A 20,698-nucleotide genomic window follows, 5' to 3' on the forward strand; every position below is an offset into this window, starting at 1 on the left:
GGGTGGCGGCGCCGTCGGGGATCCTCGACGAACGGATCCGCCGGCTCGGCGGCGCCGCCAGCGACCTGCAGCTCCTCCCGATCGACCAGTATCGGGAGGGTTTCGGCACGCACTGGGACCGGTACTACGGGCGGGTCGCCGGCGCCGGATTCGTCGGCCGCGACGGCGCGCCGGGCATCTTCGCCGACCGGACGATCGCCGCCGGCACCTACAGCGGGGTGAACCAGCCGACGGCGACGATCGGCGCTCCCAACGGCCTGGTGGTCCGCGACTCCGTCGACCCCGGGCTCGCCGTCGCCGCGGNGAGGATCATGGCCGACCGGTCGTGGCTCGCGGGCGTGCTGGGCCAGGCGGCACCCGCCGCCGTCGCCCACGCCCACAGCGACGCGCTCGAATCCGACACCGACGCGGGCGGCAGCGAGTACCGCCAGCTCTGGCGCAATCCGGTGTTCTGCCTGGTGCCGGTCCTGCCCGCCGTCGCGACCGCGCTGCGCGAGTACACCTCGCAGCAGCACTGCGGGCTGTCCTGACGGCTGCCTTCAAACGGCCGCCTTCGCATGGCCGCCTTCGCATGGCCGCCTCCGAGCGGGCGGCCCCGCCGTGGCCCGGGTGGGCCGTCAGGCGCGCAGGTACCCGCGGCGCACCGCCTCGTCGATCATGACGCGGACGTACTCCCACAGCGCCGGGGATCCGTCCTCGATCGTCTTCTGGTGGTTCAGCACGTCCGCCCTGGTCACCCCGTGCGGACGCCAGGTGCTCCCGCCGGTGTAGAAGTTCAGTAGCAGCGGCTGCACCCGGTCGAGCGCCCGGGCGAACCGGGCGTCGGGGGTGCGCCGTGCCTCGAACTCCTCCCACAGCGCCCGCAGCTCGTCCGCCTGGTCACCAGGAAGCTGCGGGAACAGCCGATCGGCGGCGGCCCGCTCGCGTTCGGCCTGGCCGGCCGCGGCCTGTGTGTCGTACAGGAACGTGTCGCCCGCGTAGACCTCCACCAGATCGTGGATCAGCAGCATCCGCACGACGCGCGCCTGGTCGACCTCCGCCGCCGCGTACTCGCCGAGGACGACGGCGAGCATCGCCAGATGCCAGGAGTGCTCGGCGTCGTTCTCCCGGCGGGACCGGTCGATCAGGTGGCTCTGCCGCAGCACCGACTTGAGCTGGTCGATCTCCAGCAGGAAGGCGATCTGCCGGGCGAGGCGCGCGTCGGTGATTCCCGGGGGCGGCTCGACCGGCCGTCCCACCGGACCCGCGGGCTCGTCGCGGGAGGGGGATGGGATCATCGACACGTCGCTGCCTGCTCCTCTCCCGGTGCCCCGCCATGGCCGCCGCCCGTCGCGGCGCCGCCCGATCGGGGGTCACGGGCTCGACCCGATCCTCCCAGACGGACGGGACGGGCGGGACGGGCGGCCGGGCATGGCGCCTCGCCGGCTCGGGTCGGGTGAAATCACCGCGCGAGGTAACGGGATCCGTGGGATACATATACGCTCGGTGACCGTGACGGTTGTAGCGTCGCCGCCGCCTGCTCCCAGCGGGGGGCCGGATTCCGGGCGCCGCGGGGGTGTCCGGCGAGGGCGCGAGGGTGGGGCTTGCGGGGCGCCGGTCCCGCCCGGCCCCGGCTGGTTCCGCCGGGCCGCGCGGCTGGCGCGTACCGTCGCCGCGCGCTGCGATGCCGGCGTCCGGCTGGTCGGGCTGCTCGGCGTGCTCGTCGTCGCCCTGGCCCTGTTCGGGCTGACCCTGCGCGGTGTCGTCGCCCACCGTCTCGACGCCACCGACGATCTGGTCACCCGGCAGGGGCGAGCGCTGGCCACGGCCCAGGAGCTGCGTGCCGCGCTGTCCCAGGCGGACGCCGCCGCAGCCGCCGAGTTGTTCGCCCCTGTCGAACTGCTGGTTGACAAGGGTGAGCCGGCGGCGGAGCTGCGGGCCCGCTACGACGGGATCAAGGCCGGTCAGCCCTTCGAGGCAAGCGTGGCCGAGGCGGCCCGCGACGTCCNCGACCTGCGCCGCCTCGACCCGAGGCTGTGCGCCACGGCTCCGGATCCCCGACTCGGCCCCCCCGTCCCCGCTGCGGCCGCTCCCGATCCGGTCGCCGCGGCGGGAGAAGGCGACGGCAGCGACGACGATGACCTTACGACCGCCCCGGACGGGCTGGTCGACGGTTCGGATCAGGCCGGCGGGATGGAACCACCCTGGTCCGCCCCGGGGGGTGCGGATGCGTCCGGTGGTGTGCGTCCGGCGGGCGGGGCGGGCGGCCTCGGCGCCGGGGGAGCCGGGGGAGCCGGGGGCACGCCGGGCGGTTCGTCGGGGGGCGTGGCGTCCGTGGCGTGCCCTCTGGACCTGCTGGCCCAGGGCATCCCCGTCTACAACGGGATGGTGGAGCGGGCCCGGGCGAACAACCGCGCGGGCCTGTCCGTGGGCGAGGCCAATCTGCGGGCCGCCTCGACGATGATGCGCACCGAGATCCTCCCCTCGACCGAGGTCCTCGTCGCCCGCTACGCCGACGCCGTCGACCTCGCCTACCAGCGGGNCACCGGTTCGCAGGGGGAATGGGCCATCGTGATCACCGCCGGCTTCGCGCTGGGCTCGCTGGTCGGTGTGCAGTTGCTGCTGGTGCGCCGGACGAATCGGTTGATCAACCCGGGCCTGGTGGTCGCGACCGGCGCGGTGCTGACGGCGGTCGTGTGGACGGCGGTGGCGTTCGGCACCCAGCAGACCCGCCTGGACACCGCGCGCGATGCCGGCTATCGGCAGATGACGCTGCTCGCGCGGTCGAAGACCCTCGCGCTGGAGGCCCGGGTCGACGAGAACCTGTCGCTGACCGCGTTGGGTAACGGCGTCCGCTTCGACGAGCACTTCGCCTGGGTGACCCGGGGGTTGGGCTTCGACTCGGCCGGCGACCGGCTGCCGCCCGAACCGGTCACCCGCCGCGGATCCCTCGTCGTGGCTCTCGACAGCCATCAGGGTGCGGACCTGCCACCCGGGCTGGAGGCGGACCTGCGTTCCTGGCTGCGGGTGCGCGACTCCGTGGTGAAGCTGCTGGCCTCCTCGCCCGACTCGGTCGTGGCCGCCGCCCACGGACCCGGGGACGCCGGCTCCGCCGGTGGGGATCCGCGCTCGTCCGACACGTTCGGCGAGGCCGTCACCCGCACGCTCGGGCCGGACACGGCCGCGTTCACCCGCTTTCTCGGCAAGCTGGACGTGGCCGTCGACACCGCCCGCGGTCGGTTCGAGGGCGACGTGCGCCGGGCCGCCGACGCCCTGCGGGCCCTGCGGCTGGCCGGCCCGGCCCTCGTGCTCGCCGCCATCGTCGCCGCCGCGGCCGGCATGTGGCCGCGACTGCGGGAGTTCCTGTGAGCCCCCGCGACCGCGTCCGGCTGGTCGCCGCGGGGCTCGCCTGCTGCCTGGCCCTGCTGGGCGGTGCCGGCTGCAGCACGGCGCGCAGCCCGCTGCCGATCGAGGCCGGCCCACTGCCGCGTTCCCCGGCGCCGCCGGTCGAGCCGACGTCGGCGCCGGCCGGGGCGGTCAATCCGGACGGCACCTGCCGCCAGGACGGCCGGCCGGTGCGCTCGACGCAGCCGCCGCTGGACCCGCTGCCGGCACCGGGGCGCATGCCGGCCGGCAGCCGGATGCGCGCGATCGCCCAGAACCGGGGCTACCTGCGGGTCGGCATCGTCACCGACGCACCGCCCGCGGGGCTGATGAACTGGCGCACCCTGCGGCTGGAGGGGTTCGACGTCGGCATCGCCCGCGCCGTCGCCGCGGCGATCTTCGGACCGGGCGACGTCGACGACCACATCCAGTTCCGGGCNGTCACCACGTCGGAACGGGAGGACCTGCTGCGTTCCAACATGGTCGACATGCTCGTCGCGACGATGACCATCACCTGCGAGCGCAAACGGCAGGTCCGGTTCTCCAGCGTCTACTACGAATCGACGCTGCGGTTGCTGGTCCGCCAGGAGGCGGGCTTCACCGACATCGCGGACCTCACCGGCCGGCCGGTGTGCACGTCGGCGGGCAGCACGGCCAGCGAGAAGCTCGCGCGGCTGCCGGCGCCCGCCCCGCGGGTGGTGACCCGTTCCCGCATCGCCGACTGCCTGGTCGCCCTCCAGCACGGCGACGTCGACGCGATCGTCGGTGACGACGTCCTGCTCGCCGGGCTCGCCGCCCAGGATCCCTACACGACGGTGCTCGGCCCGCAGGCGTTCGGGGCGGCGTTCGCCGCCGGCGGGCGACTCGACGAGCCCTACGGCATCGCGATGCCGATCACCGGTGACACCGCGGGGGACGACGGGTTCGTGGCGTTCGTCAACGGGGTGCTGCGCCAGATCATGCTCGACGGCACCTGGTCGCGGCTGTACGACGAGTGGCTGCGGCCCGGGCTGCGCGTCCCCGGCCGCCCGCCGCTGGTCGGCGCCGACACCTCCTGAGTCCGACGGGCGCCAGACCGGGCAGCCGGATCGGCCGGGCGGGCTGGCGCGGGTCCGAGCGTCAGAGCAGCGTGCGGGGGCGGGCATGGTTCGCCCGGTCGACGAGCCGGACGCGGCTGGCCCGATCGGGGGTCAGCCGGGCCATCTCGCGGTAGGTCTCGGCCAGCCCGAACCTCAGCTCGCGCTCGACCATGGCCCGACCGAGCAGGGTCGGGGGCCGCGGCGAGTCGGGTGGCGGGTGGCCCGCGGGGACCAGGGTCAGGGCGGCGGTGAAGATGTCGCGGCGCAGCTCGGCGCGGCGTCGTTCACCGAGGTCGAGCAGGGGGTCGGCCAGCAGCGCCGCGGCTCGCAGCAGCGCCGCGGACCCGACCGCCGGGGAGTCCGTCCCGGGGACGCGGGCGACCAGGACGCCGATCATCCGGACCCGCGACGCCGTGTAGGCGGAAGAGGAACGGGGCACCCGCTGGTAGGCGTCGATCTTGCCGGTCGGGTCGGTGCGGCAGCGCGCCAGCCCGAACGCGGCGCTGGTGACGCCGGGGTCGATGGCGCCGACGACGTCGAACAGCTCGCCCGCGCGCTCCCGGGCCGCCTGGCGCTCCCGCGCCGAGCCGGCGGTGGTCGCCACGTCGGCGAGGGCGGTGGCGAGGGCGAGGCGGGGGGCGAGCTCCCCGGGAACCTGCGAGTACACCCGGTCGAAGGCCGCCGCGGCCAGCCCCGGCCGCCGCGCGACCAGGGCGGCCAGTCCCCGGTACCAGTCGATGCGCCACTCCCGGGGGGCCGCCGAGGTCGCGGCGTCCAGGGCGTGGGCCGCCTCGCCGAGCTGCCCGGCGCGGATCCTCGCCCGGGCCAGCGCCAGGCGCACCTCCGTGGTCACCGGGACGATCGCGGCCAGCCGGGCGGCGAGTGCCGCCGGGTCCTCCTCCGGGCCGGCGGTCAGCGCCGGCGCGCGCGGGTCGTCCTGATCGACCCGCAGGTCCGGCAGCACCTCCCAGGCGGCGGGGGGCCCGGTCGGGCCGGCCTCCCCGGTGGGATGCCCGGCGGCGTCGAACCATCGGCTCGCCAGCNGCGGAACCGGCCCCTCCGTCCGGGCGACGATCTCGTAGAGCACGCCGACCAGCTCGTCGGCCAGTTCGGTGACGCTCTGGAAGCGCCGCTGCGGGTCGGTCGCGGTGGCCCGGCGCAGCAGCCGGTCCAGCGACTCGAACTCCCGCAGCGGTAGGTGGGCGCGTCGCGGGGGCAGCACGTGCCGGTAGGCGTCGACGAACCCGGGGAAGCGGCCGAGGACGAGCCGGGCCAGGGTCCGGGCGACGGCGAAGGTGTCCGTCGTCACCGACGGCGCGGCCCGCTCGACGCCGCCGGGGCGCTCGCCGTCGTCGTCGAGCTCGGGCGCGCGGTAGCCCGGTGTGGACAGGTACCCGGAGACCATGTCGTCCTGGCGACGGGCCCCGCCGAGGTCGATGAGCTTCACCCCGGACGCGGTGACCATCACGTTGTCCGGTTTGAAGTCGCAGTAGACCAGGCCCATCCGGTGCAGGTGGCCCAGCGCGGGCAGCACCCGCAGCAGATAGCGCAGCACGTCCGCGGGGGGTGGTGGGGCGGGCCGCCCGTCCGGACCGGGTGGCCCGGCGTCGGCCAGCCCGGTCAGGGAGACCCCGGGCACGTACTCCATCACGATGTAGTCCTCGCCCTCGTGGGTGACGTAGTCGAGGATCTTCACGATCGCCGGGTGGGACACCGTGGTGAGGATGCGGCGCTCGCCCTCCGCGATCCGCCGGGCCTCCGGGTTGGCCGCGTCGAGCAGGCCCTTGAGCACCACCCAGGCCTGTACGTCGTCGTCGCCGAGGTTGTCGTCCGTGGCGGCGTACACCCAGCCGAGGCCGCCGTGGGNGATCACACNGTGCACGGTGTACCGGCCGACGCGCTCGCCGGGGCGCAGCTTGACGGTGAACGAGTAGCGGTGGCCGCACCCCCCGCACGTGCCCTCGAGTGCGACCGTTCCCGACTGGCCCGGACGGGCCACCGGCGCGCCGCAGCCGGCGCACTCCCGCAGCCCCACGGGCACGCTCGGCGCCTCCAGCAGCGGTGGGGTGGCACCGGGCGGTGGTCCGATCCGGCGGGGCAGCCGCAGCGGGTCGCGGGGAACACCGGGCGCGGGGCCCCGGCGGGGGGAGGAGATCGTCCGTGGGCCCGGCACCGCACCGGCGCCCACGGCCCGCTCGCGGCCGTCCTCGTCGCCGTCGCCGGGGCGGGGCGAACCGGTGAAGCGGGCCCGGGTGGGCTCGGTCGGTTCGAGCCACCGGGTGGACCCGGCCGCGCCGCCGACACGGCCGTCCCTCGACGAGTCCGACCGGTCCCCGCGATGGTCCCCGTCGGGCAGCGTCGCGTCGTCCTGCGCCATGGGTGCCTCTCCGCCGACGTCCGCGGCCCGGCTGGGGCGCTGCCGTGCCGTGCCGTCAGCCTGCCACGGGCCCGTCCATCCGTCGTGGTGGAGCTCCCTTTGCTCCTGACACGGACGGTTCGGTCGCGGCGGTGCAACTCTGCCCCAGAGGTCGGCCGTATGCTGACGGCCTTCTGGGCGGTGACCCGGGCATGTCCTGCTTCGTCGGCTGGACCTCGCCTGGTGTTTTCCCGGTTGCGTGCGTGGGGTTCGGCGGTGAAGAGAACCGGGACCGGTGGGATACCCACCGCTCCACCCGGATTCCGGCCGACGGGTGCCCGGCGGACCGTTCACCGGGACCAAGGACCCTGTTTCCCGGCGGCGCGGTCCTCCGGCCGGTCGCCCCGGTCGGCCGGAATCGACGGCCGCCGCGCCAGGACGGCCACGGTCGCATCGGGCGCGGGGAATCGTTCGCGGTCGGATCCACACACGCCCGAGGGCCGACCGGATTGCCCGGTCGGCCCTCGAAGCAGCTCCCGGACCCGGAGCGACGCCGCTGGTGGGCGGGGTCGTCGGGCTCCGGCTCGGCAGAGGTCAGTGGTGCACCGGCCGACGGCCGTGCACGGCCCGGTAGATCAGCAGCGCGATGATCGCACCGATGATGGAGCCGATCAGCCCGGAGGGCTGGAACGCACCCTCGTCGAAGTCATGGCCGAACAGGAGGTAACCGAGGAAACCACCGATGAAGGAACCTACAAGGCCCAGGACAATCGTCGCCGGAATGCTCATCGCATCGCGACCCGGAACCACCAGGCGGGCGACCGCGCCAGCGACGAGCCCAAGCAGAATCATGGTGAGGATGAACCAGAGCACGAGAGCCTCCGCAATTTTGCCGTGGCCGGCGGCGGTGCCGGGGTGCGCCGCTTTCCTGTTCGCCGGGGTGATCGCGAGTGGTATCCCCGGTGCGGCTCCCGTCAAACTGTCCGATTTCGCAAAAGGTTCCCGGGCGCCCGCAGGTAAGTGAGGTCGAACCTTTTGGTCACCCCGTACGGCGCGGCGCGCGGGCCGACCACCGGCCGTCCTGGCGGCGGACCGCGATCGGATGGTCGAAACAGGTGCTGACCAGCTCGGTGGTCAGCACGTCGTCCGCCCGGCCGGTCGCCAGCGCCCGCCCGCCGCGCAGCAGCATGGCATGGGTCGTCGTGACCGGCAGATCCTCCAGATGGTGGGTCACCAGCACGCTCGCCAGCTCACCGAACTCCCCGGCCAGCGTCTCGACGCTGGTCAGCAGCCGTTCGCGGGCCGCGACGTCGAGGCCCGTCGCCGGCTCGTCGAGCAGCAGCAGCCGCGGCCGGGGCACGAGCGCCCGCGCGATCAGCGCCCGCCCCCGTTCGCCCTGGGACAGCGTCGGCCAGCGTGCGTGCCGGATCGCGGCGATGCCCAGCAGCCCGAGCAGCTCCGCCACCCGCCGCCGCTGGGCCTCGGTGGGCTGCCAGCGCGGAACGGGCTCGATCGAGCCGGTCGCCCCGGTCAGCACGACCTCCTCGACGGTCAGCGGCGAACGCAGCGGATGACGGGGGTCGACGTGCCCGATCCAGCCCCGCAGCGTCCGGACGTCGACCCGGCCCAGCCGGTGCCCGAGGACATCCACGCTGCCGCGGGTGGGGTGGCGCACCGCGCCGCACAGGCCGAGCAGCGTGCTCTTGCCCGCCCCGTTCGCGCCGAGCAGGGCCCAGTGCTCGCCGGGACGGACCGTCAGATCGACGTCGGCGAGCAGCTCCCGGCCCTCGCGCACCAGGGCGACGCCCGCACAACGAAGCACCGGCGGTCCCGACCGCGAGCCGATCACGGCGTCGACGGCTGACCGCGATGCAGGCGCCGCGCTGGTCAGAACGTCGCTGGTCAGGGCGCCGCTGGTCAGGACGTCGGCGGCGGGAGTGTTGCCGACGGGGGTGCTGCCGGCGGGGACGTGGCCGTTCAGCGGTGCGTCGGCCGTGGTCATCGGGTCCGACCGTCGCCGCGCTCGCGTAGCGCGGCGCGCACCTCCCTGGCGGCGTTGCGGGCGCGGCTCTTCAACGGCCCGAGCGTGCTACGCAGCCGGTCCCCGCGGCCCCCGCCGCCCCGGGCGACGTCGGCGAGGTCCACCTCACCGAAGTCGTGGTCGGGATGGTCCGCCGCTCCCAGCCGCCAGTAGCCGCGGGTCGAGATCCGGCCGCGGTCCAGTCCGGAGCCGAGCAACTGGCGGCGGATCCGGCGCACCGCCGAGGCCTCACAGGCGACCCAGGCCGCCGTGCCCGCCGGCAGGCTCGCCGCCGCGACGGACTCGGCGAGCAGCTCGCCGGCGACCCGCGTGCCGCGGTGCAACCAGGTGACCGTGGCCGCTGCGTTCACCGGCAGCTCGCGGCGGCGCCCCGCGTCGCGGACCTCCGCCAGCACCGTGACGCCCTCCGCCGGGGGCAGCCGTTCGAGGATCGTCGCCAGCGCCGGCAGGCCGGTCTCGTCGGCGGCGAGCAGGTGATGGGCCGCGCCGGCGGGGACCTCATAGCCACCCCCCGGACCGGCGATGGCGAGATGGTTCCCGGGCCGGGCCGCGGCCGCCCACCGCCCGGCCGGGCCCCCCGCGTGCAGCAGCATCTCGATGTCCAGCTCAAGGGCGTCGGGGTCGAACCGTCGCGGAGTGTAGGTCCGGACCACCGGGCGGGGCTGNCCCGCCGGGAAGACCGGCCGCCCGTCCGGTGCCCAGGCCGGGACGGTCGGCTCCCGCTGTCCGTCGACCGGAAGGAAGATCTTGATGTGATGCGCGGGCCGGGGCAGGGCGAACCCGGCCAGTGCGGGGCCGCCCAGGGTCACGGTGACCATGTCGTCCGCCAGCGGGGCCACCCGGACGACCTGCAGACGCCGCGGGGCGGGGCGGGTGCGTCGCGAGCCCGGCGCGCCGGAGGTGGCGGAACCGGACGGTTCCGCTTCGGAGGTCGACATCGCCCTCGTGTCCTGCCTTCCTGACCGCGGGGGATCGGACGGGGGTCCGCGTGCCCCGGCGCCACGACCGGCGCGGCCGCCGTGCGGTCGCGCACGGTGGCGACCACTCCGGACGAACCTACTTGCCTAGCCCGAACGGGGTGGCTGCTGTCCCTTCGGCCCCGCCGTGCTCGCGCAATCCACGAACCGATCCGGTCGGCGGAACGGCACCAGGCGATGGCGCGTTGAGCCGGACGGTGGACAGCGCACCTGTNGGGCCCGGGAGTCGCCGATGACGTCGTCGTGTGCCGGGGGTCGCCGGGCCCGCACGCGCCGGTACCTGATGTGCCGGCCGACCTACTTCGACGTCCGCTACGCCATCAACCCGTGGATGGACCCGCACCGCCCGGTCGACACCGCGCGGGCCTGCGCGCAGTGGGAGACGCTGCGTGCGCTGTACCGCGATCTCGGGCACACCGTCGAGCTGATCGATCCGCTGCCGGGCCTGCCCGACATGGTCTATGCGGCCAACGGCGGGCTCGTCGTCGGCGGCCGGGCGCTGGGGGTCCGGTTCCGCCATCCCGAACGGCGCGGGGAGCAGGCGCCCTACCTGCGGCGATTGGCGAGGCTGGCCCCGGACGGGGCATACCGCCCGGCGTTCTGCAACGAGGGCGAGGGCGACTTCCTGCCCGTCGGCGAGATGATCCTCGCCGGCACCGGATTCCGGTCGGAGCCGGCCGCGCATGCCGAAGCGGCGCGTGTCCTGCGCCGCCCGGTGCACTCCCTGACCCTGGTGGACCCGCGTTTCTACCACCTCGACACCGCGCTGTGCGTCCTCGACGACGATCTCGTCGCCTACCTGCCGACGGCCTTCGACGAGGCCGCCCGCCGGCTGCTCGCCACCCTGTTCCCGGACGCGATCAGGGTGAGCGAGGCCGACGCGGTGGTGTTCGGGCTCAACGCCGTCAGCGACGGGCGGCACGTGGTGCTCTCCGCCGCCGCTGAGGGGTTCGCCGCCGAACTGCGCAACCGAGGGTTCGAACCGATCGGGATCGAGTTCGACGAGCTGCGTCGCGGCGGCGGTGGAATCAAGTGCGCCACCCTGGAGATCCGTGCCTGAGCGCGGGCACACGCCGCAGCCCGGCTGGCTGGCCACCCGTCCCGGCACCCGTCTGGCCGGCACCCGGCGGGACGGGGGTGCCCTCACCCGGTCGCGGCCTGGCCGCCGAGGGCGCGGGCGAGGCGGGCCATCCCCTCGGCGATGCGTGCGGGCGCGTGCGTGGTGAACGACAGGCGCAGCGCCGCCGGGTCCGGCGCGCCGGCGAAGAACGGGGCGCCAGGGACGTAGGCCACGTCGTGGGCGACCACGGCGGGCAGCAGGGCGGTGGCGTCGTAACCCGCGGGCAGGCGAGCCCAGACGAACATGCCGCCTTCGGGCCGGTTCCAGGAGCTGCCGGCCGGCAGCGCCCCGGCGAGCCCGTCGAGCATCGCGTCACGCCGCTCCCGGTACACCGCGCACATGCGCGCGATCTGGGCGTCGGGGTCGGCGTCGGCCAGATAGCGGGCGGCGGCCGCCTGGTCGACGGTCGAGGTGTGCAGGTCCGCGGCCTGCTTGGCGATCACGCACGCGCGCCGCAGCGCCGCCGGCGCGCGCAGCCAGCCCAGCCGCATGCCCGGAGCCATGGTCTTGGAGAAGCTGCCGAGCAGCACCGTGCGGTCGGCCGCAGCCGGGTACGAGGCGATCCACGGCTGCGCCGTCCCCTCGTAGCGCAGCTCGCCGTACGGGTCGTCCTCGATGATCCACAGGCCTTGCCGGGCGGCGACCTCGGCGACGGCACGCCGGCGGTCCGCGGCCATGGTGCGTCCGGTGGGGTTCTGGAACGTGGGCACCAGGTACAGCAGCCGGGGGCGCTCCCGGGCGACGAGGTCGGCCAGCCGGTCGGGGATGATCCCCTCGTCGTCGGTGGGGGCTGCGAGTACCCGGGCCCCGGCGAAGCCGAAGCACTGCAGCACGGCGAGGTAGGTCGGGTCCTCCACCACGACGACGTCCCCGGGCTCGAGCAGGGCGGCGGCGAGCAGCGTCAGGGCCTGCTGGGAGCCGGTGGTGACCAGCAGGTGGTCGGGCTCGGTCGGCAGGCCGCGCCGGGCCAGGCGGGCGGCGACCGCCGCCCGCAGGTCGGGGTCCCCCTCGGTGGTGGAGTACTGCAGCACCCGCCGGGGCTCGTCGGTGAGCACCTGGTCGTAGGCGCGTCGGATGCCCTNGGCGTCGATCAGCTCGGGGGCCGGCAGACCGCCGGCGAAGGAGATCACCTCGGGCCGGGCGGTCAGGGCGAGGATCTCGCGCACCGGGGAGGTGCGCACCGCGCGGGCGCGGGCGGCGAGCTGCGGCGGGGCGGCGGCGGTCGTCATGGCGGCTTCTCGATTCCTTCTGCGTCGGCCGTGATCCGCCCGCAGGGCGTGCGGTCAGGCCGCCGCCCGGTCGGGTGCGCGGGTGGTCGCAGGTGCGGCGGGATGGCGGGTGTCGGGGTCGACGGCCCGCCCGCCAGGCCGGGTCGCGGCGGCGGGCGGGACGTCAGGGTCCCCGACGCCGGCCGACTGTCTCGGGCCGCCGGGGACACCGACGGGGGTGTCCCCTCAGGGGCCTCTCCCGGCAGGTGTCCCACCATCTGGGCTGGATCTCCCAGATGGTGGACTTCTCCATGGTAACCCCGCCGGCCCTCGCGCAGCCCCGGCCGTCCCGACTCCCGGCCGTCCCGACTCCCGGCCGGTCCGACTCCCGGCCNGTCCGACTCCCGGCCGGTCTGACTCCCGGCCGGTCCGCCGGACGGCGCCAGGCCGGCCCGGCGCGGCGAGACCCGCAGATGCCGTTGCAACCGGCTGCAACGAACCGTCGATGAACCCCTAGTGGACCCGGAAGAAGCACAATGGAAGTTGCTCGGTCGAAGGTCGTGTATCCGGCCTTGAACGAGGAATACCGAGGGCCGGGCATACCNGAGAGAAAGCATCCGAGTGCAGACGGGGGGAAACCCGGCATGAAGGCTACATATGAGGCACCGGCCCTTCAGGCTCAGGGATCGTTCCGGCAGGCGACCGGTTTCGTCGGCTTCTTCGTCGGCGGCTGGGGCGGGGGCTGGAGCAGCTGGGGTGGCTGGGGTGGCTGGGGTTGGAGTCGCTGGGGCCGCTGGGGTGGCGGAGGCGGCTGGGGTGGCTGGGGTGGCGGAGGCGGCTGGGGCTGGGGCTGGTAGCCCTCGGTTGACTCGCCGCGACCTGCGGCGGTCCCCCGGCCGGCCAGGCCATCGCCGGTAGTCCGGCAACGTTCCGACCAACTGTCACGACACCCACCACACGACACCCACCATCAGTGTTCTGTTCATCCGGGAACGAGGTGGCGACGAACCGCTCCGTATCGGTCGGCCGTCGCCATTTCGTCGTTTTCGGGCGGCGGCAGGGCACCGAGGATCAGGGGGTGCGGATCGGGAGGACTGGTATGCGCGTCGTCTGCGTGGGTGGTGGACCGGCGGGGTTGTACTTCGCAATCTCGACGAAGCTGCGCAATCCCGCACACGAGGTCACGGTGATCGAACGCGACCCGCCGGGAGCCACCTATGGCTGGGGGGTCGTCTACTGGGACAACCTGCTGGACGTCTTCTTCCGCAACGATCCCCCCAGCGCGCGCCGCATCCGGGCGCAGTCCACCCTCTGGCAGGAGCAGCGCATCAGCGTCGCGGGGGCGGGCGCGGCCTACCTGGCCGGATACGGCTTCAGCATGCAGCGGGCGGTGCTGCTCGACATCCTCGCGCGGCGCGCCGTCGAACTCGGGGTCAGGATCTCCTACCGCCACGAGGTCGCCGATCCGCGTCCGTACGCCGACGCCGACCTGATCGTGGCCGCCGACGGCGCCAACAGCCGGATGCGCCAGGGGGGCGGGAACCCGTTCGGGACCCGCGTCGCGACCGGGAGCAACCCCTACATCTGGCTGGGGACGGACAGGTTCTTCGACACCTTCGCCTTCGACTTCGAGCGGACCCCCGCGGGCTGGATCTGGTGTCACGCCTACCCGTCCAGCGCGGGCCTGAGCACGTGCATCGTGGAATGCACCCGGCGGACCTGGGAGGGGCTCGGCTTCGACGAGCGTGGCGACGCCGACACGTTGCGAGAGCTGGAGAAGATCTTCGCCGAGCCGTTGGACGGCCANGGTCTCATCAGCCAGTGCCGCGGCCGGACCGCGCGCTGGCAGCGCTTCACCGAGATCTCCAACGAGCGCTGGTACCACGACAATGTCGTGCTGCTCGGGGACGCCGCCCACACGACCCACTTCACCCTGGGATCCGGGACGGCGTTGGCGATCGTCGACGCGGTCATGCTCGCGCAGATCCTCGACGACAACGACGACGATCTGACAGCCGCGCTGCGGTCCTTCGACGCCCGGGGTCGGCTGGCGCTGCGCCCGGTGCAGGCGGCGGCGCGGACCAGCATGACCTGGTTCGAGCAGGCGGACCGCTACCTCGACCGGGACGGCGACGAGCAGGGCAACGAGGAGGGCAGCCGGGACGGCGACCGGGGCGCGGTGTCTTTCGCCTATGCGATGGCGGGGCGCCACGGTCCGCAGCCGCCGTGGCGCTACCGAGTGCACCGTGCCACCCAGGTCCCGGCGGTCCGCCGGGCGATGCGTGGCCTGCACTCGGGCAGCCGGTGGTGTCTGGCCCGCCGCCGGGGGGAACCCGCGCAGTCGCGGCCCGAGCGGCCCGAGCGGGCGGCTCGATGAGGACCTGCCTGGTCGCCTTGGGCTAACTCAGAGTAGGAGAGCCACCCGGTCACCCTCGAGGATGGNAGCGTGCGCGCGCCGTGGGGCCAGGCAGTCACCGACCCGATGTAGCTCGAACGGGGCATCCACCCGCAGCTTGGACCACAGAGCGTCCTCCGCTCGGGAGGGTTCGGTATGGACCACCCAGTCCACCGCGTGGCGCCGCACTGCCCCGGTGGGATGGTGTGTGACGCTCACCGTCAGCCCGTCTGCACGCCCGGAGCGGCCGGACGTACCCGGCGAATCGGGCGGAGCGGATCTGTGCGGATCCGGGTCGGCGTCGCCGACGGCCGTCACGACGAGGTCGCCGGCCTGTCGGACGCCGAGGGCGGCCGCTCGCCGGTTCCACCGCTCCAGATCCAGAGTGAGGCCGAGATCCTGGCCGACGACCATCGCGTCGCTGATCACCGTCACGTCGGCGCCGCGGGCGGCGAGCAGCTCCGCCACCGATGGGGCCTGGTGGAACCCCGTGCTGTCCACCACGAGCACCCGCCCGCGCGGGCGGGCCGCGCCGGTCAGCACCTCCCGCACGCCGACGATCCGTGGATCGTCGCCCGCCCAGTCGGGCCGGGCCGGCCGGGATCCGGTGGCGAGGACGACGGCGTCGGGGCCGGCAGTGTGCAGCAGATCGGTGTCGGCGACGGTGTCCAGCAGCACCTCGACGCCGAGCCCGTCGAGGCGGGCGGCGAGGTCGTCGACCAGTGCGCGTAGCCCGCCCCGGCCCGGCAACCGCGCGGCGAGGCGCACCTGGCCCCCGAGCCGGTCGCCACGCTCGACCATGGTGACGCGGTGCCCGCGTCCGGCCGCGGTGACAGCGGCCCGCAGGCCACCAGGGCCGCCCCCCACGATGAACACCCGCCGTCCGCGCCGGCGAGGCGGTGCCAGCGGCACCGCCTCCCGGCCCGCCCGCGGGTTGACCAGGCAGCCCAGCCAGCGATTGCGGCCCGTCCGGCCCACGCACTCCTGGTTGCAGGCCACACAGGTGCCGCCCTCGCGCCGCTCGCCCTGGCCGGCTTCGTCGCCTGCGCCCTGCTCGCCTCCGCCCCGGCCGTGCCCCCCTGCCCGGGCCGTCGCGGCGAAGGCGGGGTCGGCGATCTGGCCGCGGACCACCCCGACGAGATCTGCCTGACCGGCGGCCAGGACCTGCTCGGCCTGCGCCGGGTCGGTGAACCGGCCGACGGCGACGACCGGCAGGTCGACCGCCGCCCGGATCGCCGCGGCGATGTGCGCCGCGTAGCCCGGGCGGACCTGCATGCTCGGTATGATCAGCGGCAGCGTCGAGGTGGCCACACCGATGGCCGTGTTGAGGTAGTCGACCGCACCGGTGGCCTCGACCAGCGCCGCGACGGCGACCGCCTCGTCGAGGGTGATGCCCCCCTCGATCCCGTCGTCTCCGCACAGCCGTACGCCGAGGACCCGGCCGGGGCCGATCGCGGCCCGTGCCGCCTCGATGATCTCCAGCAGCAGCNGAGCCCTGTTCGCGAGCGGGCCGCCGTAGCGGTCGGTGCGCCGGTTCGTCGCCGGGGCCAGGAACCCACGGATGAGGGAGCTGTGCGAACCCTGCACCTCGACGCCGTCGAACCCGCCTGCCACGGCGTGTGCGGCCGTGCGGGCGAAACCGGCGACCACGTCGGCGATCTCGGACTCTGTCAGTGCCTTGGGCATCTCGCGGAACATCGGGTCCGCCACCGCGCTTGGCGCCCAGACGGGCNGCCGGGTGTAGGTCGAGGCGGACTGCCCGCCGTTGTGGTTGAGCTGGGCGAGAACCGGTACCCCGTGCGCGTGGACCGCGTCGGCGATCCGCCGTAGACCGGGGATTACCGCCGGGTCGAAACCGCGGATCATCTTCTCGTAGGGGCGGTCGCCCGGATGGGTGGTGAGCTCCTCGGTGATGACCATCCCGGTTCCGCCGGCTGCCCGGGCCGCGTAGTAGGCGGCGTGGCGTGCGTTCGGCAGACCCTCGTCGGCGTAGTTCGTCAGGTGTGCGCAGAACACGATCCGGTTGCGCAGCGTCAATGGCCCGATTTGCTGTGGGGTGAACAGTCCTGGATCTTCCCCTGTCCCCGCGCCGCCAGGCCCGGCGGGCCCGTACCTCGGCGGCCTCGGCGGCCTCGGCGACCTCTGCGGGCCGCCCGGGGCGTCATCCGCCCAGGCGGGCCGATCATGGTCGGGGCGGGGGATGCCATGGTCCACCCGGGGGGAGCCGGGCCGGCCGGCGCCGATCTCCAGCGCTCGCCGACGGCCTTCGAGGACGGCCGCCAGGATGGTCCGTGGCGCGATCGTGTCCCCCGCTCGGGGCAGGTCCGGGCGGTGGGTGTGCAGGGTGTCCCGCGGCAGCCGGGGACCGCAGTCGATGACGGCGGCGCAGCCGAGGATCTGCCGCTCGGCCGTCCACACGTCCTCCAGCACCAGACCGCCCGGACCGATCTCGCACACTCGGGACCGCGCCTGCCGCCGGACCCCGGCGCGGGCCAGCCGCACGTTCGCGGGCGCGAGATCGCCGGCGGCGAGACGGGCGCCCACCACCGGGTCGGGCGTCACGATCGTGACCGGCCGGCCGAGCTCGGCCAGCCATTGCGCGGTCGCCACCCCCACGGGTCCCCCGAGCGGGTCATGCACGACCACCGGCCCCGCAGGCAGGACCGCCGGCCCCGCCGTCAGGACGTGGACCACGTCGAGGACCTTGATCATCGCTTCGGCGTCGGGGGCGGGCAGGTCGGTCCGCGCGGCGGGCGGCGCCGGGACCGAGCCGGTGGCGAGCAGCACGGCGCCGCCGGTCGCCCGGTGCCGGTCGATCTCCTCGATGCCGATGTCGGTGTTCAGGCAGATCCGAACCCCGAGCCGGCGGCACTCGGCCGCCCACCAGTCGGCCAGCCCGGCGAGCCGGTCGCGCCCGGGCCCACGGGCGGCGATCCGCAGCGTCCCGCCGAGCCGGGCGCCGCGCTCGGCGAGTCGGACCTGGTGCCCGCGGGTGGCCAGCACGCGTGCGGCCTCCAGTCCGGCCGGGCCGCCGCCGACGACGAGGACGTCCACCGGCGCTGCGGCGCGTCCGTCGGGCCGGGGTTCGACGGTCTCGTGGCCGCTGGCGGGCTCGCCGATGCAGCTCACCACCGGGTTGCGGACATCCCGGACCTGGCAGGCCTGGTTGCACAGCACGCAGGGACGCACGCGGTGGCCCTGGCCCGCGCGGACCAGAACCACCAGGTCCGGCTCCGCGATGAGGGCGCGCGTCATCTCCACGACGTCGGCGGCCGCGGTGTCGAGGGCCTGCTGGGCGTCGGCGGCGTCCACCATGCTGCCCTGCAGGACGATGGGCACCCGGCCGGCGGCGGCGCGGCGCATCCGGCGGGCGAGATCGGTGTTGAAGGCGGGTGGGGTGGCCGCATCGGGCCGGTACGCGCCCGTCGCGAACGGGCCGCCACGGACGACGACGAGCAGGTCGACGAGGCCTGCGAGCGCGCCGACGTGGCCGGCCGCCAGGTCCGGGGTGATGCCCGCCCAGGGCGCCAGCTCGTCGCAGCACAGCCGGAGGCCGAGGATCCGCGCGTCGCCGATGGCCGCGCGGACCGCCGTGAGGACCTCCCGGGTCAGGCGGAGCCGGTCCCGGCCGTAGTCGTCGGCACGCTGGTTCGTCAACCCCGAGTGGAACTGCCGCAGCAGGGAGAACACCCCGGCGTCGATCTCCACTCCGTCGAGCCCGGCCGCCACCGCCCGGTCGGCCCCGGCGGCGAAGCCCGCGACGATGCCCGCGATCGCGCTCTGGTCCAGTTCGGCGGGTACCTCCCGGCTCACCACATCGGCCACCGGGGAGGGGGCCCACAATGGCTGTTGCGACCATGCGCTCGACCCCTGCCCGCCGGCATGGCCCAGGCCGGCGAGCAGCACAGTCCCGTGCGGGCGGATCGCCTGGGCCACAGCCGCCCACCCGGACCCGCAGTCGGCAGCAAGCGGAGCCCGTTCGTAGGGCCAGTCGTCGGGGGTGACCGAGGCGGTCTCGGTGACGATCACGCCGGCGCCGCCCGCCGCCCGCCGCCCGTAGTAGGCGACATGGCGTTCGGACAGCGCCCGTCCCCGGCCCAGGTTGGTCTCGTGCGGTCCGAACAGGACTCGGGAAGGCGCCCGCCGCCCGCCGCGCAGGACGATCGGCTGACTCAGCCCGGTGGGTGGGACCATCGCGCGGACGGGCGGTGCACCCGCCGGTTCCCCGGGCCGCATCGATCTCCTCTACGGTGATGGTGGGTAGTAGGTGGGGTGCGGCCCGGGGGCAGCAGGTCCGGCGTGCCGGCGACGCGGGCCGACCGGGCGTCGCCCGCCACCTCGGACACTAATGGCACTCGGTGCCGAAAGTGAAGTGGGGTGAGGGGCAAGTGATGCCCCCCGTTGTGACCATGGGCGCCGATGGTCGACGCACCGGCCGCCGGCCCGCCACCAGTGCGGCGGAGCTCGAGCACCTCGCCCTGCAGATCTTCGCCGAGCGTGGGTTCGAGGAGACCACCGTCGACGACATCGCCCGCGCGGCCGGGATCGGGCGGCGCACCTTCTTCCGCTACTTCGCCNCGAAGAACGACGTCCCCTGGGGCGACTTCGACGGCCAGCTCGAGGTCATGCGCGCGTCGCTGGCATCCNCCGCGGCGGGCGAACCGACGGTTGCCGTGCTGCGCCGGGCGATTCTCGACTTCAACACCTATCCGCCTGCGGAGGGCGCCTGGCTGCGCCGACGGATGACGCTCATCCTGCGCACCCCGGCCCTGCAGGCGCACTCGACGTTGCGCTATGCGAGCTGGCGCGGCGTCATCGCCGAGTTCGTCGCCCGCCGGGTCGGCCAACCGGCGGATGCCCTGACGCCGCAGGCGGTCGCAGCCGCGCACCTGGGGGTCGCGGTCACCGCGTACGAGCAGTGGCTGCGGGAGGAGGGCACGGACCTGGTGGCGATCCTCGACGAGGCGCTCGGGCTGCTTGCGACCGGTTTCGCGGCCTTCTGAGGGCTGGGCGGCCGCACCACCCGGCGGCGATCCGCCCGCGCGCGTCGCGACAAAAAGTAGTCGCATCATTGCGGTGAGCGGTAGCGCTTCGGCGCGGAAGCTGCGAGGCTGTGCACCCATCGACGCAGTCCGATGACTCTTCGGAGTTGGCGGCCGGCTGCTTGACGGGGAGGAAGCGCTTCATGGCAAGCACGAGCTCCAGGAACGGCGCCGGGCCGAGCAGCGCTGGTACGCGCGAGAGCACCATCGCCGGGACCTCGGCGACCTCCCTGTCTCCCTCGGAGCCGCCTGCCGGCGGCGCCTCGTCGTCGGGCGACGGCGGCTCGCGGCCGGGCCCGGCGTCCGCGGGGGCATCGGCATCGCAGGCCGGTTCGACCGGCACGTCCCCCGGCACCACCAGCGCAGGCACCACCGGCGCCGGCTCCGCCACGCCCGGCTCCGCCACGTCCGGGCCCGCCACGTCCGGCTCTGGTGCGTCCAGGACGTCTACCGCGAAGACCGGCACCGCGAAGACCGGCACCGCGAAGACCGGCACCGGCAGGACCGCCACCGAAGAATCCACCGCGGCCAAGTCCACCGCGGCCAAGTCCAGCACCGCCAAGTCCACCGCGGCCAAGTCCAGCACCGGGAAGGTAGGAGAGTCGGGGCCGGCGAGCGCGAAGTCCGCCTCCGCGCGCGCCAGCTCCACCCGGGCGAGCACGACTCGGGCAGCTTCGGGCCGCCGGTCCGCCGCCTCGGCGGCGCCGACAGGATCGGCCTCCGTCGGGACGACCACCGGGACTGCGGGACGGGCCGCGGGCACCCCGTCGACCACCGCGCGGGCGGGAGCCGCCCGAACGGGCCCCGCCAGCCGATCGACGCCGACCCGGGCGGCATCCGGGCGCGGCACCGCGGCCTCGGCCGCCGCCCCCCGAGGCACGGACAGGTCGGCGTCGGGCGAGGCCACCGCCGGCCGGTCGGCGGCGGCCGGCCGGAGCACCACGAGCCGGGCTGCAAGCAGTCGGGCCGCCGCGGCGACGCGTCCCGGGACATCGCGGGTCTCCGCGACCAGGCCGGCGTCGGGCCGGGTCACTGCGACGACGTCGGGCCGGGCCGTGAGCGGACGCGGCACCGTCCGGAAGGCCGGGGGCAGCCGGGTCACGGCCTCCTCCGCCGT

11 protein-coding genes and 13 pseudogenes are annotated in these 20,698 nt (G+C 74.9%); 9 read left to right on the top strand and 15 right to left on the bottom strand.

The genetic code is table 11. The annotated features are described in order from the left end of the window. Window positions 1–617 precede the first annotated feature (617 nt). A complete protein-coding gene (locus FF86_RS06155; RefSeq protein ID WP_082121718.1) occupies window positions 618–1,277 on the bottom strand; it encodes an HD domain-containing protein in 660 nt (219 codons plus the stop codon). Window positions 1,278–3,620: 2,343 nt separating this feature from the next. Here FF86_RS06155 and FF86_RS61920 point away from each other — a divergent pair. Next, a pseudogene (locus FF86_RS61920) lies at window positions 3,621–3,802 on the top strand (ABC transporter substrate-binding protein); the annotation flags it as partial. Between the two features lies 1 nt (window position 3,803). Next, window positions 3,804–4,421: pseudogene (locus FF86_RS06165) on the top strand (transporter substrate-binding domain-containing protein); the annotation flags it as partial. 61 nt (window positions 4,422–4,482) lie between these two features. Here the strand turns inward: FF86_RS06165 and FF86_RS41630 are convergent. The 7 genes and pseudogenes from FF86_RS41630 to FF86_RS61925 all read right to left on the bottom strand — a co-directional run. Then, on the bottom strand, window positions 4,483–5,406 hold the full coding sequence (locus tag FF86_RS41630; RefSeq protein ID WP_242418284.1) for a tetratricopeptide repeat protein: 924 nt from the start codon (window positions 5,404–5,406) through the stop codon (window positions 4,483–4,485). Window positions 5,407–5,486: 80 nt separating this feature from the next. Then, window positions 5,487–6,288 (bottom strand): annotated as a pseudogene (locus FF86_RS41635) (serine/threonine-protein kinase); the annotation flags it as partial. Between the two features lie 30 nt (window positions 6,289–6,318). Next, on the bottom strand, window positions 6,319–6,819 hold a 501-nt coding region (locus tag FF86_RS41640; protein ID WP_304438099.1), incomplete at its 3' end, for a serine/threonine protein kinase. 573 nt (window positions 6,820–7,392) lie between these two features. After that, a complete protein-coding gene (locus FF86_RS06175; RefSeq protein WP_041940742.1) occupies window positions 7,393–7,650 on the bottom strand; it encodes a GlsB/YeaQ/YmgE family stress response membrane protein in 258 nt (85 codons plus the stop codon). A 187-nt stretch (window positions 7,651–7,837) separates the two neighbouring features. Beyond that, a complete protein-coding gene (locus tag FF86_RS06180) occupies window positions 7,838–8,689 on the bottom strand; it encodes an ABC transporter ATP-binding protein (RefSeq protein ID WP_370657254.1) in 852 nt (283 codons plus the stop codon). Window positions 8,690–8,796: 107 nt separating this feature from the next. Further along, a partial coding sequence (locus FF86_RS06185) for a siderophore-interacting protein (RefSeq protein ID WP_242418267.1) occupies window positions 8,797–9,504 on the bottom strand: 708 nt, incomplete at its 5' end. 1 nt (window position 9,505) lies between these two features. Continuing rightward, window positions 9,506–9,777, bottom strand: a pseudogene (locus FF86_RS61925) (siderophore-interacting protein); the annotation flags it as partial. Between the two features lie 271 nt (window positions 9,778–10,048). Here FF86_RS61925 and ddaH point away from each other — a divergent pair. Beyond that, window positions 10,049–10,876 (top strand): dimethylargininase, encoded by an 828-nt coding sequence (gene ddaH / locus FF86_RS06190; RefSeq protein ID WP_044884062.1) that lies wholly within the window; start codon window positions 10,049–10,051, stop codon window positions 10,874–10,876. Window positions 10,877–10,959: 83 nt separating this feature from the next. Here ddaH and FF86_RS06195 read toward each other — a convergent pair. Next, on the bottom strand, window positions 10,960–12,017 hold a 1,058-nt coding region (locus tag FF86_RS06195; protein WP_396229783.1), incomplete at its 5' end, for a PLP-dependent aminotransferase family protein. Between the two features lies 1 nt (window position 12,018). Next, a pseudogene (locus tag FF86_RS65425) lies at window positions 12,019–12,165 on the bottom strand (PLP-dependent aminotransferase family protein); the annotation flags it as partial. Window positions 12,166–12,788: 623 nt separating this feature from the next. Between FF86_RS65425 and FF86_RS31615 the strand changes: the two are divergent. The 3 genes and pseudogenes from FF86_RS31615 to FF86_RS41655 form a co-directional block, all read left to right on the top strand. Continuing rightward, window positions 12,789–13,001, top strand: a complete 213-nt coding sequence (locus FF86_RS31615) for a keywimysin-related RiPP (RefSeq protein ID WP_082121717.1) — start codon at window positions 12,789–12,791, stop codon at window positions 12,999–13,001. 242 nt (window positions 13,002–13,243) lie between these two features. Beyond that, window positions 13,244–13,950, top strand: a pseudogene (locus FF86_RS65430) (FAD-binding monooxygenase); the annotation flags it as partial. Between the two features lies 1 nt (window position 13,951). Then, window positions 13,952–14,521 (top strand): annotated as a pseudogene (locus FF86_RS41655) (FAD-dependent monooxygenase); the annotation flags it as partial. A 66-nt stretch (window positions 14,522–14,587) separates the two neighbouring features. Here FF86_RS41655 and FF86_RS41660 read toward each other — a convergent pair. The 4 pseudogenes from FF86_RS41660 to FF86_RS41670 form a co-directional block, all read right to left on the bottom strand. Continuing rightward, a pseudogene (locus FF86_RS41660) lies at window positions 14,588–16,028 on the bottom strand (FAD-dependent oxidoreductase); the annotation flags it as partial. A 1-nt stretch (window position 16,029) separates the two neighbouring features. Then, a pseudogene (locus tag FF86_RS41665) lies at window positions 16,030–16,271 on the bottom strand (mycofactocin system FadH/OYE family oxidoreductase 2); the annotation flags it as partial. A 1-nt stretch (window position 16,272) separates the two neighbouring features. Continuing rightward, window positions 16,273–16,603: pseudogene (locus FF86_RS65435) on the bottom strand (mycofactocin system FadH/OYE family oxidoreductase 2); the annotation flags it as partial. 183 nt (window positions 16,604–16,786) lie between these two features. After that, a pseudogene (locus FF86_RS41670) lies at window positions 16,787–18,733 on the bottom strand (mycofactocin system FadH/OYE family oxidoreductase 1); the annotation flags it as partial. 197 nt (window positions 18,734–18,930) lie between these two features. On the opposite strand from FF86_RS41670, the gene FF86_RS41675 reads away from it, so the two are divergent. The 3 genes and pseudogenes from FF86_RS41675 to FF86_RS41685 all read left to right on the top strand — a co-directional run. Next, on the top strand, window positions 18,931–19,116 hold a 186-nt coding region (locus FF86_RS41675; RefSeq protein WP_242418268.1), incomplete at its 3' end, for a TetR family transcriptional regulator. Between the two features lies 1 nt (window position 19,117). After that, window positions 19,118–19,185 (top strand): annotated as a pseudogene (locus FF86_RS41680) (mycofactocin system transcriptional regulator); the annotation flags it as partial. Window position 19,186: 1 nt separating this feature from the next. Then, a pseudogene (locus FF86_RS41685) lies at window positions 19,187–19,542 on the top strand (mycofactocin system transcriptional regulator); the annotation flags it as partial. Here the strand turns inward: FF86_RS41685 and FF86_RS06220 are convergent. Beyond that, the gene (locus tag FF86_RS06220) at window positions 19,442–20,683 is read right to left on the bottom strand and encodes a hypothetical protein (protein ID WP_110431422.1); all 1,242 of its coding nucleotides are present in this window, start codon (window positions 20,681–20,683) and stop codon (window positions 19,442–19,444) included. The pseudogene FF86_RS41685 and the gene FF86_RS06220 overlap by 101 nt on opposite strands. Window positions 20,684–20,698 lie beyond the last annotated feature (15 nt).

This window comes from Frankia sp. CpI1-P (assembly GCF_001421075.1).
GTDB classification, from domain to species: Bacteria; Actinomycetota; Actinomycetes; order Frankiales; family Frankiaceae; genus Frankia; species Frankia torreyi.